The sequence below is a fragment of the Rhizohabitans arisaemae genome, from assembly GCF_025996515.1.
GTDB lineage: Bacteria > Actinomycetota > Actinomycetes > Streptosporangiales > Streptosporangiaceae > Rhizohabitans > Rhizohabitans arisaemae.
Genome location: NZ_BLRH01000035.1, coordinates 187,950 through 202,939, shown reverse-complemented (window position 1 = coordinate 202,939; position 14,990 = coordinate 187,950). Strand labels below are relative to the sequence as shown.

At 71.2% G+C, this 14,990-nt stretch carries 12 protein-coding genes; 6 read left to right on the top strand and 6 right to left on the bottom strand.

The window, feature by feature from the left end:
- Positions 1-29 precede the first annotated feature (29 nt).
- The 3 genes from lysA to RUR_RS23060 all read right to left on the bottom strand — a co-directional run bounded on the left by lysA (position 30) and on the right by RUR_RS23060 (position 4,305).
- A complete protein-coding gene (gene lysA, locus RUR_RS23070) occupies positions 30-1,412 on the bottom strand; it encodes a diaminopimelate decarboxylase (protein ID WP_283137248.1) in 1,383 nt (460 codons plus the stop codon).
- 383 nt (positions 1,413-1,795) lie between these two features.
- Positions 1,796-2,518: a DALR anticodon-binding domain-containing protein gene (locus RUR_RS23065; protein WP_283137247.1), complete on the bottom strand. Its 723-nt coding sequence runs from the start codon at positions 2,516-2,518 to the stop codon at positions 1,796-1,798.
- Positions 2,519-2,532: 14 nt separating this feature from the next.
- Positions 2,533-4,305 (bottom strand): glycosyltransferase, encoded by a 1,773-nt coding sequence (locus RUR_RS23060; RefSeq protein ID WP_283137246.1) that lies wholly within the window; start codon positions 4,303-4,305, stop codon positions 2,533-2,535.
- Between the two features lie 63 nt (positions 4,306-4,368).
- On the opposite strand from RUR_RS23060, the gene RUR_RS23055 reads away from it, so the two are divergent.
- Both RUR_RS23055 and RUR_RS23050 read left to right on the top strand, forming a co-directional pair.
- A complete protein-coding gene (locus RUR_RS23055; protein WP_283137245.1) occupies positions 4,369-6,039 on the top strand; it encodes an asparagine synthase-related protein in 1,671 nt (556 codons plus the stop codon).
- Positions 6,036-6,380, top strand: coding sequence for a hypothetical protein (locus RUR_RS23050; protein WP_283137244.1), 345 nt, complete (start codon positions 6,036-6,038; stop codon positions 6,378-6,380). Before RUR_RS23055 ends, RUR_RS23050 begins: the two co-directional genes overlap by 4 nt.
- A gap of 68 nt (positions 6,381-6,448) precedes the next feature.
- Here RUR_RS23050 and RUR_RS23045 read toward each other — a convergent pair whose 3' ends face one another.
- From RUR_RS23045 to RUR_RS23035, 3 genes are read right to left on the bottom strand one after another with little or no spacing between them, the layout of a single operon-like run.
- Positions 6,449-8,728, bottom strand: a complete 2,280-nt coding sequence (locus RUR_RS23045; RefSeq protein ID WP_283137243.1) for an ABC transporter permease — start codon at positions 8,726-8,728, stop codon at positions 6,449-6,451.
- A gap of 2 nt (positions 8,729-8,730) precedes the next feature.
- Positions 8,731-9,459 (bottom strand): ABC transporter ATP-binding protein, encoded by a 729-nt coding sequence (locus RUR_RS23040; protein WP_283137242.1) that lies wholly within the window; start codon positions 9,457-9,459, stop codon positions 8,731-8,733.
- Positions 9,456-9,962 (bottom strand): PadR family transcriptional regulator, encoded by a 507-nt coding sequence (locus RUR_RS23035; protein WP_283137241.1) that lies wholly within the window; start codon positions 9,960-9,962, stop codon positions 9,456-9,458. Before RUR_RS23035 ends, RUR_RS23040 begins: the two co-directional genes overlap by 4 nt.
- Before the next feature lie 128 nt (positions 9,963-10,090).
- Between RUR_RS23035 and RUR_RS23030 the strand changes: the two genes are divergently transcribed.
- Genes RUR_RS23030 through RUR_RS23015 form a run of 4 tightly spaced genes read left to right on the top strand, consistent with a single transcriptional unit; the run spans position 10,091 to position 14,976 of the window.
- On the top strand, positions 10,091-11,353 hold the full coding sequence (locus tag RUR_RS23030) for an ABC transporter substrate-binding protein (protein WP_283137240.1): 1,263 nt from the start codon (positions 10,091-10,093) through the stop codon (positions 11,351-11,353).
- A gap of 11 nt (positions 11,354-11,364) precedes the next feature.
- The gene (locus tag RUR_RS23025) at positions 11,365-12,687 is read left to right on the top strand and encodes an ABC transporter substrate-binding protein (RefSeq protein WP_283137239.1); all 1,323 of its coding nucleotides are present in this window, start codon (positions 11,365-11,367) and stop codon (positions 12,685-12,687) included.
- A 13-nt stretch (positions 12,688-12,700) separates the two neighbouring features.
- Complete coding sequence (locus RUR_RS23020; protein WP_283137238.1) at positions 12,701-14,089, top strand: ABC transporter permease; 1,389 nt, start codon at positions 12,701-12,703, stop codon at positions 14,087-14,089.
- Positions 14,089-14,976, top strand: a complete 888-nt coding sequence (locus RUR_RS23015) for a carbohydrate ABC transporter permease (protein WP_283137237.1) — start codon at positions 14,089-14,091, stop codon at positions 14,974-14,976. The genes RUR_RS23020 and RUR_RS23015 overlap by 1 nt, the downstream gene beginning before the upstream one ends.
- Positions 14,977-14,990: the final 14 nt, after the last annotated feature.

The following is a 14,990-nucleotide window of genomic DNA, read 5'->3' as shown; positions in this document are numbered from 1 at the left end:
CGTGCTCCCGTTCTCGCTCGGCCCGCGTTTCACAGCTGGCCCCTCAACAGATCCTCTTCGGTCTGGCGACTGACGATCACCCGTGCGTTCCCGTTCCGTACGGCGACCACCGCGGGCTTGGGCAGATAGTTGTAGTTGCTGGCCAGGGAGCGGCAGTACGCGCCCGTCCCCGCGACCGCCACCAGATCACCCGGGGTGAGATCCCCCGGAAACCACAGATCCCGTACGACGATGTCGCCGCTCTCGCAGTGCTTGCCCACGAGCCGGGAGAGCATCGGGGTCGCGTCCGAGGTCCGGGAGGCCAGCAGAGCGGTGTAGTCCGCCCCGTAAAGCGCGGTACGGACGTTGTCACTCATCCCCCCGTCGACGCTCACATAGGTCCGCAGGCCCTCCACGTCCTTGACCGTACCGACCTCGTACACCGTGATGCCCCCCGGCCCCGCGATGGCGCGACCCGGCTCCACCGTGATCCGCGGCACCGGCAGGCCCGCCGCCCCGCACTCCCTGCTGACGATGTCCCGGAGACTGTCGGCGATGACCTTGACGTCGGCCGGCTCGTCCTCGGCGGTGTAGGCGATGCCGAGACCACCCCCGAGGTCCAGCTCGGGAAGGACCGTGCCGTGCTCCTCCTTGATCTTCCCCAGCAGGCGGGCGAGCCGGCGCGCCGCCACCTCGAAACCGGCCGTGTCGAAGATCTGCGAGCCGATGTGCGAATGGAGGCCGACCAGCTCCAGCTCGGGGCGGGCCAGCACCCGGCGCACCGCCTCCGCCGCCGCGCCGCCGCTCAGCGAGAACCCGAACTTCTGATCGTCGTGGGCGGTCGCGATGAACTCGTGCGTGTGCGCCTCGACGCCCACCGTGACCCGGATCTGGATCTTCGGGCGGACGCCGTACCGCACCGCCAGGGTCGCCACCCGCTCGATCTCCTCGAACGAGTCGACGACGATCCGCCCCACGCCCGCCTCCAGGGCGCGCGACAGCTCCGCGACCGACTTGTTGTTGCCGTGCAGCGCGATCCGCTCCGGCGGGAACCCGACGCTCAGCGCGACCGCCAGCTCACCGCCGCTGCAGACGTCGAGCCCCAGCCCCTCCTGATCGACCCACCGGGCCACCTCACGGCAGAGGAACGCCTTGCCCGCGTAGTAGACGTCGTCGTCGGGGAACGCCTCCCGGTACTCCCGGCACCGCGACCGGAAGTCGTCCTCGTCCACCACGTACAGCGGGGTACCGTACTCCCGCGCCAGCCGCCGGACGTCGGCACCGGCGATCGTCAAGACGCCGTCCGTCCTCCGTGCGGAACGAGGCCAGATCATCGGCACCAGCGCGTTGAGGTCGGCGGGGGCGTGCGGCGGATGCTCCTCGGGCAACACTTCAGCGTGCCGGGGACCTGCCGGATGGGCGAATCTGCTCACCCGTAGCAGGCTATCCGAACCCCGCATCCTCCCGTGCCCCCGCCCGCCATCCGAGATATACCGGTGTCCTCGGGCCGGGGGTAAACACAGCTGGATCTCAGGTGCTGGACGCGCTACGTCTGCATTTACCCGCTGGGCCCGGTAGGTACGGTCGCGGTCACAACCCGGACGTGCTCACCGTGTCAGGAGAAGTCGCCGTCAAGGACCAGTACCTTCTGGCCGAGCTCCGCTCGGCCGGCTCGAAACGCCGGTGACCCGCGTCTTCCCTCGTCAGGCGCCGCCGCTAGCGCGACGACGCCTTCCTCAGTCCAGACGCGGGGGCGTTTCGAGCGCGCACGTGCCCAAGCTGTGGGAACGACCCGGCGAAGGCTGAAGATGCTCGGCTATCGCCATTCCGGCGGGTTCTCTCCAAGCGTCCCCAGCCCCCATTCGAGGACCTTCTGTACGGCGAATGCCAGGGCCAGTCTGGCCAGGTGGAGGTCGGTGACCGGGTGGTCGCCCCAGGGGAGGGCGGGGTGGTGCTCGTGGACGTCGTGGTAGGCGTCGGCGAGGTGTTCCAGGTAGGTGGGAAGGCCTCGGCGGGGGTTGGGGGCGGTACGGCGGCTGGGGTGTTCGGCGAGGAGGCGGAGGAGGCGGCGTTCGCCGGGTTCGGGGAGCGGGCCGGGGGCAGGGGGGTCGACGGGGACGCCGAGGTCGCCGGCCCAGCGCCGGAGCCGGGTCGCCCGTATCCAGGCGAATCTGACGGCGAAGCCGGGGTTTTCGAAGGTTCTGGGGTGGTCGGGCCAGGCGAGGGCCGGGCCGGGCAACGCCGGGACGGGCGGGACCGCCGTGGCGATCAGCTCGGTGAGCAGGGCCTCCGGCGTGGCGACGGTGATCAGGAGCAGGCCGCCGGGGCCGGGCTCGGTCGCGGTGATCCCGGGGGCCGCGTTCAGCCGTACCGCGATCATCTCCCGGAGGCCGGGGGTGAGGCGGGCGGCGGAGCGGACGGCGTAGACCGCGGACCGCGCCCAGTCTCCGTGGGGGCGCGGCGTCGGGTCGGCGCACGCCCCCGGGGCGAGCTCGGCCACGGTCCGGGCGACGGTCGCGCCGAGCTCGGCCGGAGTCATGACCGCCAGGGTACTCAGTCGGCCGCCGCGCCGATGCGCGCGAGGGTCTCGGGCCGTCCGTGGTGTTCCACCCGGGCCGAGTCGGGGACGTCGTCGCGTACCCGCACGTAGGAGAAGCGGTCGGCGGCGAACACGGGGATGTCGTCGGCGACGCAGCGGCGCATGAGGACCTCGTCCCAGCCGTGGGTGAGGTCGGCGAAGCCGAGTTCGGCGAGGACGGTGCGGCGGGCGAGGAGGCTGCCGCCGCTCAGCTCGGGCGTCGGGCTGTGTTCGGCGTCGGCGTGCCGGAGCAGTGTGAGGTCGCTGCCGGGGACGTAGACGTAGTGGGCGGCCTTCCCGACGACGGCGGCGTCGGTGTGGCCGAGGACGCGGACCAGGTCGGCCAGGTGGTGCTCGCCGTACAGGTCGTCGGCGTCCAGGACGGCGACGTAGTCGCCTTCGGCGAGGGCGAGCGCCCGGCCCAGGCACGCGCCGGCGGTGGCGAGGGGCTCGGCCTCGCGTACGGTGACCTCGATCCCGAGCCCGTCGAGGGTTTTGGCCACGACCTGCCGGTCGAGGCCCCGGGTGAGGAGGACCAGGGAGTCGGGGCGCAGGGTCTGCCGGGCGAGCTGGGCCCGCAGGTGGTCCAGGCGGCCCGGGCCGTCGACGACGGAGACGGCGCAGACCGTGGTGCCGGCCCGGGTGTGCGGCAGGCCGACGGCGTCCAGCATCCCGTCGACGAGCGGGGTCACCGAACGGCTGTCCCGCCAGGATTGGAGCCCGTCGAGGCCGCAGGCGGCGATCTCGGCCGCGTGCCGGGCGGGGACGCCGCCCGGCAGGGCGGTGAGCCGGCGGTAGGCGGTGAGCAGGTCGTCGTAGGAGAGCCGGGCGAGGTCGAGGGTGCTTTCGGTCCGGCCGCCGGGCAGGGGGACGGGGTTGTGTACCCGGGGCTGGACGGCGAAGGGCAGCGGCAGGGCGCCGTCCCGGTCGTCCTCCGGGTACGCGGTGAAGCGGAACTCGAACTCGGCTGCGATCTGGGGGGGTTCGCCCGGCGCGGACTGCCAGAAGGCGGTGCGGATGCCCCGTTCGGCGCAGGCGGCGAGGAGGTCGCGGAGCGCGCCGGACTCCCCGCTCAGCCCGGTGAGCCACCGTCCTCCGTTGCCTTGCCGCGGACCGGGCTGGACGGATTCCACGAAGAGCAGGTGCGGCCGGTGCTCGTCCAGCATGCGCCGCCAGTTCTCGGGGCCGAAGTTGGTGACCTGGCGCCACTCGTACCGGAAGATCGCCTCGGAGTGGCGGTCCACGATCGCGGCGACGGTGAGCTGGGGGCGGGCGACGGGCCCCTTGGGAACCTCGTACTTGATCGGCCGGTTCACCGCCGGGGCGGCGGCCGCGGGGTGGGCCGGGGCCGCGGGGACGGGGACCTCCCGCTTCTTGGGGGCGGGCTTGCGCGGGGCGGGTTTGGTGGCCTTGCGGATTTCCCGGGCGAGTTTCACGGGGTTGCGGCGGTTGCCGCTGAGCGCGTCACCGAGGCGGGACCAGCGGGTGGTTTGCGCGGAGTCCAGTTTCCACTGGGCCACCTCGGCCCGGTAGCGCGTCTCGGCGAGTTCGGCCCGGAGTTTCCCGACGGTGCTCTCGGCGACGGCCAGCCGCTCCTCCGTCTGCGCCAGGAGCTCCTCGGTGAGTACGGCTTGCGCGAGCCGCTCCTGGGACTGGGCGAGCAGTCTCGCCGTCCGGGCGGCTTCACTCGCCCGCTCGACGGCCTCCGCGAGGCTCTTGCGGGTGTTGTCGAGCAACTCGTCGTCCATGAGGTCACGCTCCTTGGCAAGGTCGGCCAAAGAATAGCCCGTTATGTCCGTACACTCGGCTGCGTGCTCAGCAATGATTGGCCACGATTCCATACACGCCCCTACGTCTGTGGCGCGCTCGGCCGGTTCGATGAGGCACGTCTGCGCGCCCTCGTCGCCGCCGGACCCGCCGTGACCTCGGTACACGAGTCGGACGGGGTGGCCCTGTTCAGCTCGGCGCCGCTGCCGCCGTACACGGACTCCCCCGAGGGGACCGGTTTCGCCTGGGGTGGGCGGACGCCCCCCGGGCCGGGTGGCTGGCTGGGGGTCGCCGAGACCTACGAGACCCCGGGCCTGATCGTCTCCCCGGATTCGGTCGTCCTGCACACGGGTGGCTTCGGGCTGGTCGACGTCTACTACTCGGGCGACGACGACGCGGTGTACTTCGCGGGGCTGATCGAGCCGCTGCTGTCCGGCGGGCTCACGGTGAACTGGGACGCGTGGGCCGCGATCCTTCGCCTGACATATCCGCTTTTGGAGGACACGCCGTACGAGGGGGTCCGGCGCCTCCCCGGCTCCACCGCCCTCATCTGGTCCCGGCGCCGCGGCAAGCTCACCGTGGACCGGCGCCGCCCGCGCTGGGTGCGCGAGGAACCCTACGACCGGGGCCTGCGCGCCGGCGACGTGATCGAACTCCTGCGCGACGCGCTCAAGCCGTACGCCGACCGCCCCCTGCTCGTCCCGGTCAGCGGCGGATACGACTCCCGCCTCCTCGCCGCCGTCACCGTGTCCACCGGAGCCCGCGTCGAATCCTGGACCACCAGCCCCGACGACGGGCTCGACAACGACCTGGACTACGCGCGCTGCGTCACCGCCGAACTCGGACTGCCGCACCGGATCATCCCGCAGAACGCGGCCGACTACCCGCGAGAGGCGCTGTGGACGGCGCGGCGGCTGGAGTACCTCACCTCGCACCACGCCTGGTACGCCCCGTTCGCCAAGGCCGTGCAGCCCACCGGGATGCCGGTGGTCGACGGCCTCGCCGGCGGCCCGCTGCTCAAGAACTTCCTCATCACCGCGGACGCCGTGAGCGCCCGATCCGACGCCGAACGCCAGGCCGCCCTGCTCAAAGCCCTCCTCACCGGCGAACCCCACATGCCGATCCTCGGCGCGGGCGCCCTGGAGTGGATCGACGACCGGGTCCGGAGCGCCTTCGCCCAGGCCGTCTCCCCCCTCCGCGGCCATCGCTCCGAGCTGCCGCTCTCCGTCCTGCACACCAGGACGGTACGGGGCATAGCCCGCTCCCCGGTCAACCTGCTCGGGCCCGAGACGACGCCGGTCTTCCCGTTCCTGCACCCGGAGTTCCTCGACGGCGCCCTGTCCGTCCCGGTCACCCGCAAGGAAGGCGGCCGGTTCTACCGCGAGCTGCTGCGGGCCGCCAGCCCCCGGATCGCCGCGCTGCCCTCCACCAACGGAACCCTCCCGCTGCGCCGGACCCCCCTGCGCTCGGCGGGCCCCGCCGCCCGGGAGTGGACGCACGCGATGCTGTCCCGGGTGGTCGCCTCGGTGCCCTCGCTGCTCTCCCCCGAGATGACCGCGGTCGTCGCCGCCGGACCCGACGCGCTGACCGGATTCGGCGCCTGGAACTCCCGCTTCTGGCTGCGCGGACTCGCCGTCTTCGGGGCATGGCTGACCGACTACGAGCACCGGCTGGGCGACCTCACCCCTCCATGGGCTCTACGATCGTCCCCATGAGTGAGGCAGAGGACACCGAACGTTACCTCAAGCTTACGGTCGAGCTAACCGTCGAGGTCCTGGACGTTGACGCGCTCCAGGCCGCCGCGATGGCCGCCGTGAACGACCCCGAGGCCGACCTGGACGAGGACGAGCGCCGGGAACAGCTCGAGGAGATCAGGAACGACGACAGCGGGGCCGCGGCCCTGCAGTGGCTCATCGACCCCGAGGACGTGCTCGCCCTCGTCGACCCCATCGACGAGGTGGACCTCAGGGTCGCCAGCCTCGGCGTCGAAGCGGTCGACGAGCCCGAGGAAGAGGAGGACGACGACGAGCACGACCACTCCGGGCACGCCCACTGAGCCCGATGACCCCGATGTCGTGCTCATCCCCCCGGCCCGGTCGAGGACGGTGAGCACGACCCGGTCGGTCAGCTTCTGACCGCGGCGGCGATCTGGGCCCGTGCGGCGCGACGCGCGGGCACGAGCGCCGTCAGCGTCGTCGCCGCGAGAGCCGTCAACGCGGCGCCGACCAGGGTGACCGGGTCGGGTGTCCGCCCGATGCCCGCCCCCACCCCGCTGGTCCGCCCCTGCAGATCGATGAGTTCGGCGGAGAGCACCGCGCCGGCGACGGTCCCCGTCACGACGGCGATCAAGGCGAGCAGCCCGGTGCCCACCACCAGGGTGGCGGTGATCTGACGCGGGGTGAGGCCCATCGCCTTCAGCACCCCGAGGTCCCGCTTGTGGTCGCGCAGCCCGATCGCGCTGGCGGTCAGCAGGTTGGCCAGGGCGATCAGGGCGAGCACCGCGATCAGCGCCACGATCACCGGCCGGACCACCTCCAGGCGTTCGGCCGGGTTGACCACACGCTGCACGTCGAGCCCGTTGCGCGAGGCGGCGAGCAGCCGGGTCCGCACCTCGGCGGGGTCGGCGCCGGGACGGAGCACCAGCGAGTAGAACTCCGGCGGATCCGCGTCCTTCCCGGCGAGGCTGTCGATGCCCAGCGACAGGACCTCGCCGTCGCGTTCCGGCTCGATCGTCCGGCCGACGATCCGCAGGATCACCGTGCTCCCGCCGACGGTCACCCGGATCCGGTCCCCGATCCGCTGGCGGATGAGGTCGAGCAGCCCCTGCCCCGCGACGGCCTCCCCGTGCCGGGCGAACATCCGGCCCTCCACGACGGGGAAGGGGTACGGGCGCCGCGAGGTGCCCACGGCCCGCGTGGTGACCGTGCGGTTCTGGCCGGGGACGAAGACCTCCACATCCGCCCCGGGGTAGACCTCCGCCACCGCCGGATCCGACTCGGCGATCCGCTTGGCTTCCGCCGAGGAGAGGATCCCCGGCCGCACGGTGAGCGCGGCGGCCTGGCCCACCTGCTCGGGGTTGTCGCGAAAGCCGTCCAGCGTCGCCCAGCAGCCGAGGCCGATCGTGATCATCATCATGGGCACGGCCAGCCCGAACGTGGTCAACGCGGCCGGAACCCTCCTGGTGAAGGCGTCCCTGGCGCCCAGGACCAAGGCGGGCGGCAGCCGTACCAGCAACGCGACCCGGGCCAGGCGGGAGAGCCTGCCGTGGGGCGGCGCCACCGGGACGGCGGGCAGCGCCGGGGTCCGCCCGCCGCGCCAGGCCGGGATGAGCGTCGCGACCACCACGGTGAGGACGGTGCCCCCGGTGATCGCCAGCAGCGGGGCGAGCGAGAGCGGCACGGCGACCGTGTCGGCGAAGACCGAGACGGTGAGCAGCCGGGCGATCAGGACGCCCGCCGCGACGCCGGCGAGCCCGACCGCCGCGTGCTCGGCGAGCAGCATCCGGGTCACCTGCCCCCGGGTGAAGCCGAGCGACTTGAGCACGGCGATGTCGTGCAGCCGGCCAAGCACCTGGCCTCCGGTGGCGTTGGCGATGGCCAGCCCCGCCGCGACGAGCCCCACGATCCCGAAGAGCGCGAGCAGCAACCCGAGCAGGCGGTTGTCGAGCTCCATCTCGGCCTGGATCCCCCGCCAGGTGAAGGCCCGCTCCACCTCGCCGCCGAGGACGGTGACCGCGCGCTGGACGACCAGTTCGGCGTCCTCGGGATCCTCCAGCAGCAGGCCGGTGACGCTCAACCGGGAAACCGGATCCACCTGCCGTACGGTGTCCGCCGGCGCCCACACCAGGCCCGGTTGCCGCTCCGGGTAGAAGCCCTGGTCGGATGTGTCGGCGATCCCCGCCACGGTCAGGTCGTGGGTCACCCCGTCGACCCCGCGCACCGGGAAGTGCCCGCCCACCACAAGGCGCGTCGCCCGCGCGAAGGAGCGTTCGACCACCACACCGGTGGGGTTGGCCGGATCCAGCCACCGCCCCTCGCGGATCAGCGGGCGGGCGACCTCCGGCGGGGTGAACCCCATCGCCCGCAAGGTCACCCCCGACTTCACGAAGCCCTGCAGCAGGGTCGCCGGCGCCGTCCGGTAGGGGCCGGCGACGGCGGTGACCTGGTCCAGCCGGGCGAGCGCGGCCGAGGGGTCGGCCACCCCGACCGTGTGGATCCAGACGTGCGCGCCCCGGGACTGGGCGAATAGCCCCCGCCAGGGGTTGGTGCCGTCCTCCAGCAGCGTCGCCGCCATGATCAAGGCGGTGACCACCCCCGCGACGACGCAGGCGGCGAGTCCCGCCTGACCGCGCCGGGCCTTGACGTCGGCGCGGATCCACCGCAGTGAGGCGCGTGTCGTGCTCACCGTCAGCCTCTCAGCCGTACCACGTCGCTGACGCCGCCGCCCCGGCCCTTGATCCGGCCGTCGTCGGTGATCTGGCCGTCGCACAGGGTCAGCACCCGGTCGGCCATGGTCGCCACCCGGGCGTCGTGGGTCACCAGGACGATGCTCTGCCCGTTGCCGTGTACGGCCTTGAGCAGGCGGAGCACGTCCCGGGTGTTCCCGCTGTCGAGGTTGCCGGTCGGCTCGTCCGCCAGGAGCAGGGTCGGCTGGTTGGCCAGCGCCCGGGCGAGCGCGACCCGCTGCTGCTCCCCGCCGGAGAGCCGTCCGGGCGGGGAGTCGGCCTGGGCGGTGAGCCCGAGCTCGCCGAGGAGGTAGTCGCGGCGCTCCCGGGCCTGGCGGGCCGACTGGCCGGCCAGGAGGGCCGGAAGCTCCACGTTGTCGGCGACGGTCATGTTCGCGACCAGGTTGAAGAACTGGAAGACGAAGCCGATGTGCTTGCGTCGTTTGACGGCCCAGGCGGCCTCCCCGAGGGTGTCCACCCGCTCCCCGGCCAGCCAGATCTCCCCGTCGGTGCGCGAGTCCAGGCCCGCCATGACGTGCACCAGGGTCGACTTCCCCGATCCCGAGGGGCCCATCACCGCGACGAACTCGCCCTGCTCCACCTCCAGGTCCACGCCGCGGACCGCGGGCACCGGGGCTCCCGCCGTCCGGTAGATCTTCACGAGGTTCTTGACTGCGAGGACAGGGGTCACAGGAGCTCCTCCTGACAACGGTCGAGCCATTCGAGGTCGGCCTGCAGATGCAGCATGGCCCCCTCGATCAGCAGAATCGCGTAACGGTTTCCCCGATCCGTTGCGGCCAGCAGCTGGTTGAGGTCTTGCATGAGGGCGAGGTAGTGGCGGCGCTGCCTGGTGATCAGCGCCATCCGGTCCGCCATCCCGGTCATGGGGGCCAGCACGAGTTTCATGAAGAACTCGTCCCGGACCCGCGGCCCCTCGGTGGGCTCGTCGGCCCAGATGGCGAGGGTGTCCAGGCCCGCCGCGGTGAGGTGGTAGACCTTCTTGTTCGGCCGGTTGGACTGCTCGACGTCGACGCCGCGGACGAGGCCGTCCTTTTCCAGTCTCCCCAGGGTCACGTAGATCTGGCCGATGTTGGGAGAGGGGTAGGCGTTGCCAAACGTCTGCTCAAGAGCCTGTTTGAGCTCGTATCCGTGGGCAGGCTCCTTAGCCAGGAGCGCGAGCAGCTGGAGTCGCATTTCGCCACCTCCTCGTTACTCGGCTGAGACGGTCATGTCCATTGACACTCACATTACCGCTGTGCATAACATGAATGCATCTGATCCTACATAACACGAATGTAGGAAGACCCACCCCGGAGGACGCTGTGCGGCGAGCCCCTGTCCTGGTCACGCTGCTGCTGGTCATCAGTGTGATCACGGGATGCTCGGCGGACCGGCGGAGCTCCCCGACCGGCGACACCGCCGGATCCGGGCCGATCACCTTTGCCACCGGCAAGGACACGACCCGATACCTGCAGCCGTTGCTCGACTCCTGGAACGCCACCCACCCGGGCCAGGAGGTCACCCTCATCGAACTCCCGGAGGCGGCCGACGAGCAGCGGGCACAGCTCGTCGCCAACCTGCAGGCCCAGAGCGACCGGTACGACGTCCTCGGCCTGGACGTGATGTGGACCGCGGAGTTCGCCGAGGCGGGCTGGGTGATCCCCCTCTCCCCCGCCGCGTTCCCGCTCGACCGCTTCCTGGCGCCGGTGACCGGCACCGCGATGTACCGGGGAAAGCTCTACGCGGTGCCGTACACCAGCAACACCGGCCTGCTCTACTACCGCTCCGACATCCTCGCGGCGGAAGGGGCCAAGCCGCCGCGGACCTGGGCCGAGCTCCGCCGGCTCGCCCGGGAACTGGCCGGACGGCATCGCGTGGGCGGCTACGCCGGGCAGTTCCTCCCCTACGAGGGGCTCACCGTGAACTTCACCGAAGCCGTGCAGTCCGCCGGAGGGGAGATCCTCAGCCGGGACGGCCGTACCGCCCTGCTCACGGGCGCGGCCCCAGGCCTTGAGTTCCTCGTCCAGGGGCTGCGCGAAGGCTGGATCCCCGCCGAGTCGCTCACCTACAAGGAGGAGGAGTCCCGGCTCGCCTTCCAGGAGGGCAGGCTGCTCTTCGCGCGGAACTGGCCGCCGGCGTACGGCCCGGCGACCCGCCCCGACTCACCCGTCGCGGGCAAGGTCGGCATCGCCCCGCTCCCGGGCCTGACCGGTCCGGGGTCCGGGTCACTCGGCGGGAGCAACCTCGCCGTCAGCGCGTTCTCCAAGCGCCAGAAGTCCGCCCACGAGTTCATCCGCTACTTCACCGGACTGGAGAACCAGCGGCGCGTCCTGGTCGAAGGGTCGTTTCCCCCCGTCTGGGCGGAGCTCTACGACGATCCGGCCCTGATCAAGCGGTTCCCGTACCTCCCCACCCTCAAGCAGAGCATCCTGTCGGCCCGCCCCAGGCCCACGAGCCCGAACTACAACCAGATCAGCCTGGCGATAGCGAACTCGGTCTCGGCGGTCCTGAACGGGCGCGGCTCCGTGGAGGAAACCCTCTCCACCCTCAAACACGAGCTCAACGAAATCCTTCGAACACCCTAAGTGAGGCGTCAATGAAGATCCTCAAGACGGCCGCCGTCCTGTCCGGGCTCTGCCTGGCCGTCGCGGCCTGCGGGGGAGCCGCCCAGGAGCCGGCGGGCGGTCCCGCCGCGAGTGGATCGGCCCCCGCGGCCAAGTCCCTGGAAGGCGTGACCGTCGAGGTCGCGGCGAAGTGGACCGGCGAGGAGCAGGCCAACTTCGAGCAGGTGCTCAAGGCCTTCACCGAGAAGACCGGGGCGAAGGTCACCTACGCCTCGACCGGTGAGGACACCGGCGCCTACCTCGGCCCGCGGATCCAGGGCAACAACCCGCCCGACATCGCGATCCTCCCCCAGCCCGGCCTCGTCCAGCAGTACGCCGACGCCAAGGCGCTCAAGCCGCTCACCGCCGAGGTGCAGAAGCAGATCGACGCGAACTACACGCCCTACTGGAAGAACCTGGGCTCGGCGAACGGCCAGGTCTACGGGGTTCTGGTCAAGGCCGCGCACAAGTCCACGGTCTGGTACCGGGTCCCGGCCTTCGAGGAGGCGGGCGTCCAGCCCCCGGCCACCTGGGACGATCTGATCGGCAAGACCGCGCCGGCCCTGTCCGACTCGGGCACCGCGCCGTTCGCCCTGTGCGGCGCCTCCGGCTGGACCCTCACCGACCTGTTCGAGAACGTCTACCTCTCCAGCGCCGGGCCGGAGAACTACGACAAGCTCGCCAAGCACGAGATCCCGTGGACCGACCCTTCGGTGACGACGGCGCTGGAGAAGATCACGCAGATCTTCGGCAAGCAGGAGTTCATGCTCGGCGGCTCCTCCGGGGCCCTGCAGACCGACTTCCCGACCTGCGTGACCCAGGTGTACGGCCAGAAGAAGGCGGCGATGGTCATCGAGGCCGACTTCGTCGCCGCCTCGGCCGTACAGTCCGGGGCCAAGGTCGGGGAAGACGCCAAGATCTTCCCGTTCCCGAAGGTCGGGGCGATCGACCCCGTCGTCCTCGGCGGCGACATCGCGGTGGCGCTGAAGGACTCCAAGGGCGGCATGGCCCTGCTGGAGTACCTCGCCTCGGCCGAAGGCGGTTCGGTCTGGGCCAAGCTCCCCGGCTACCTCTCGCCCAACCGCAACGTCTCCCCCGACAACTACCCGTCCGAGCTGACCAGGCAGCTGGCTCAGACGATCATCCAGGCGGGCGAGTCCGTCCGGTATGACATGTCCGACCTGGCGCCGAGCGCCTTCGGCGGCACCGACGGCAAGGGCGAGTGGAAGCTCCTGCAGGACCTGCTCCGCAGCCCCGCCGACATCAAGGGCATCCAGGCCAAGCTGGAGGCCGAAGCCGCCAAGGCCTACAAGTAGAGGACGGACGGCCGTGACCGATCCGCTCGACGGCCGGGGCGACCCGCGCGACGGCGACGACGCCGTCCGCGGGGCCGCCCCTCCGGCCACCGACCCCCCGCGCCCCACCGCCCCGGCCAGGCTTGGGCCTTCACCCGCCCTGGCCGTCTCCTTCCTGCTCCCGGCCGCCGTGCTGCTCGGCGCGCTGGTGATGTACCCGATCGCCTACTCGGTCGTCCGCAGCCTCTACGACGCGGGCGGCGACGGCTTCGTGGGGCTGGAGAACTACACCGCCATCTTCACCGACCCCGACACCCTCGTCACGATCCGCAACAACGTCATCTGGGTGGTCGTCGCCCCCATCGTGGTCACCGTGATCGGCCTGATCTTCGCCGTCCTCACCGAGCGGATCCGCTGGGGCACCGCCTTCAAGCTCGTCGTCTTCATGCCGATGGCCGTCTCGCTCCTGGCCTCCGGGGTCATCTTCCGCCTCGTCTACGAGCAGGACCCCGACCGCGGTGTGGCCAACGCGGTGATCACCACGGTCGCGGACGTCTTCCGGAGCAACACCGGATATCCGGGGGCCCGCCCGCGGGAGAACGACCTCGCCCCGGCCACGGTCGCCGACGGCGCCGTGGTCCTGCGGCAGCCGACCCAGCCCGGCCAGTCGGTCCTGTTCCCGCTCGTCGGGCTGAACCGTGAGTCGCTTCCCGCCGACGAGACCCCCGCGGCCGGCGCGCCGGCCCGGCCGGGCGAGATCACCGGCACGGTCTGGCTGGACTTCACCCCGGGCTCCCCCGGCGCGGTCAACACGATCGACTCGGCGGAGAAGGGCCTGGGCGGGGTCAGTGTGGAAGCCGTCGCGGGCGGCAAGGTCGCCGGGACGGCCGTGACCGAGCCGAACGGGACCTTCGCCATCACCGGCCTGGCCCCCGGCTCCTACACGGTCCGGCTCCCCGCCGCCAACTTCGAGGCGCCCTTCAACGGCCTGACCTGGCTCGGGCCTACGTTGATCACACCGGCGATCATCGGCGCCTACATCTGGGTGTGGGCCGGATTCGCCATGGTGCTGATCGCCGCGGGGCTCGCCGCGATCCCGCGGGACGCGCTGGAGGCCGCCCGTATCGACGGGGCCACCGAGTGGCAGGTCTTCCGGAAGATCACCGTTCCACTGCTCTCCCCGGTGCTCCTGGTGGTCTTCGTCACCATGATCATCAATGTCCTCAAGGTGTTCGACCTCGTCTTCATCATCGCCCCGGGCTCGGTCCAGCCCGACGCGAACGTGATCGCGCTGGAGATGTGGCGGGTGTCGTTCGGCGGGGGTGGGAACCAGGGACTGGGCAGCGCGCTGGCGATCTTCCTTCTCGTCCTCGTCCTGCCGTTCATGTTCTTCAACGTCCGACGGTTCAGGCGGGAGCAATGATGACGACGGCGACGGCCCCAGGAGCACACGCCGCCCCGCGCCCCGGACTCGCCGCCCGGATCGCCGGCCGGGCCGGAGGCGGGCTGATCCAGGTCTTCCTCATCCTGATCGGGCTCTTCTGGCTGCTGCCCACCCTCGGGCTGCTAGTCGTCTCGATCCGCGACGAGACCGACAACAACGCCAGCGGCTGGTGGACCTTCTTCACCAAACCCGCTCAGCTCACCTTCGAGAACTACACCAACCTGCTGAGCTCCGGCTTCACGTCGTCGTTCTGGAACACGGTGTGGATCACCGTCCCGTCCACGGTCCTGGTGATCGGGATCGCGGCGATGGCCGGCTACGCCTTCGCCTGGATCGAGTTCCCGGGCCGGGACCTGGTCTTCCTGGTCGTGGTCGGCCTGCTCGTGGTCCCGATCCAGATCGCCCTGATCCCCATCGCCAAGCTGTACGGATTTCTCGGGATATTTGGCTCTATTCCGGGTGTGGTGCTCTTTCATGTGGCGTTCGGGCTGCCGTTCGCGATCTTCCTGCTCCGGAACTTCTTCGTGGGGATCCCCCGGGAGCTCCTCGAAGCCGCCCGGATGGACGGCGCGGGCGAGTGGAAGATCTTCTCCACGGTGGTCTTCCCGCTCGCCAAACCCGCCGTGGCCTCACTCGGCATCTTCCAGTTCCTCTGGGTCTGGAACGACCTGCTGATCGCCCTGGTCTTCGCCGACACCGAGAACCAGCCGATGACCAAGGCGCTCCAGTCGCAGATGCGCCAGTTCGGGACCAACGTCGACATCCTCGCCCCCGGCGCGTTCCTCTCGCTGATCGTGCCGTTGATCCTCTTCTTCGCCTTCCAGCGCTACTTCGTCCGGGGCCTGCTCGCCGGCTCGGTGAAGTAGCGGTCCGGACGGCC

Bases quoted from the DNA above. Each gene is read 5' to 3' on its own strand.
- RUR_RS23065 (WP_283137247.1), bottom strand. From the start codon at position 2,518: ATGACTCCGGCCGAGCTCGGCGCGACCGTCGCCCGGACCGTGGCCGAG.
- RUR_RS23015 (WP_283137237.1), top strand. From the start codon at position 14,089: ATGACGACGGCGACGGCCCCAGGAGCACACGCCGCCCCGCGCCCCGGA.
- RUR_RS23025 (WP_283137239.1), top strand. From the start codon at position 11,365: ATGAAGATCCTCAAGACGGCCGCCGTCCTGTCCGGGCTCTGCCTGGCC.
- RUR_RS23035 (WP_283137241.1), bottom strand. From the start codon at position 9,962: ATGCGACTCCAGCTGCTCGCGCTCCTGGCTAAGGAGCCTGCCCACGGA.
- RUR_RS23060 (WP_283137246.1), bottom strand. From the start codon at position 4,305: ATGGACGACGAGTTGCTCGACAACACCCGCAAGAGCCTCGCGGAGGCC.
- RUR_RS23050 (WP_283137244.1), top strand. From the start codon at position 6,036: ATGAGTGAGGCAGAGGACACCGAACGTTACCTCAAGCTTACGGTCGAG.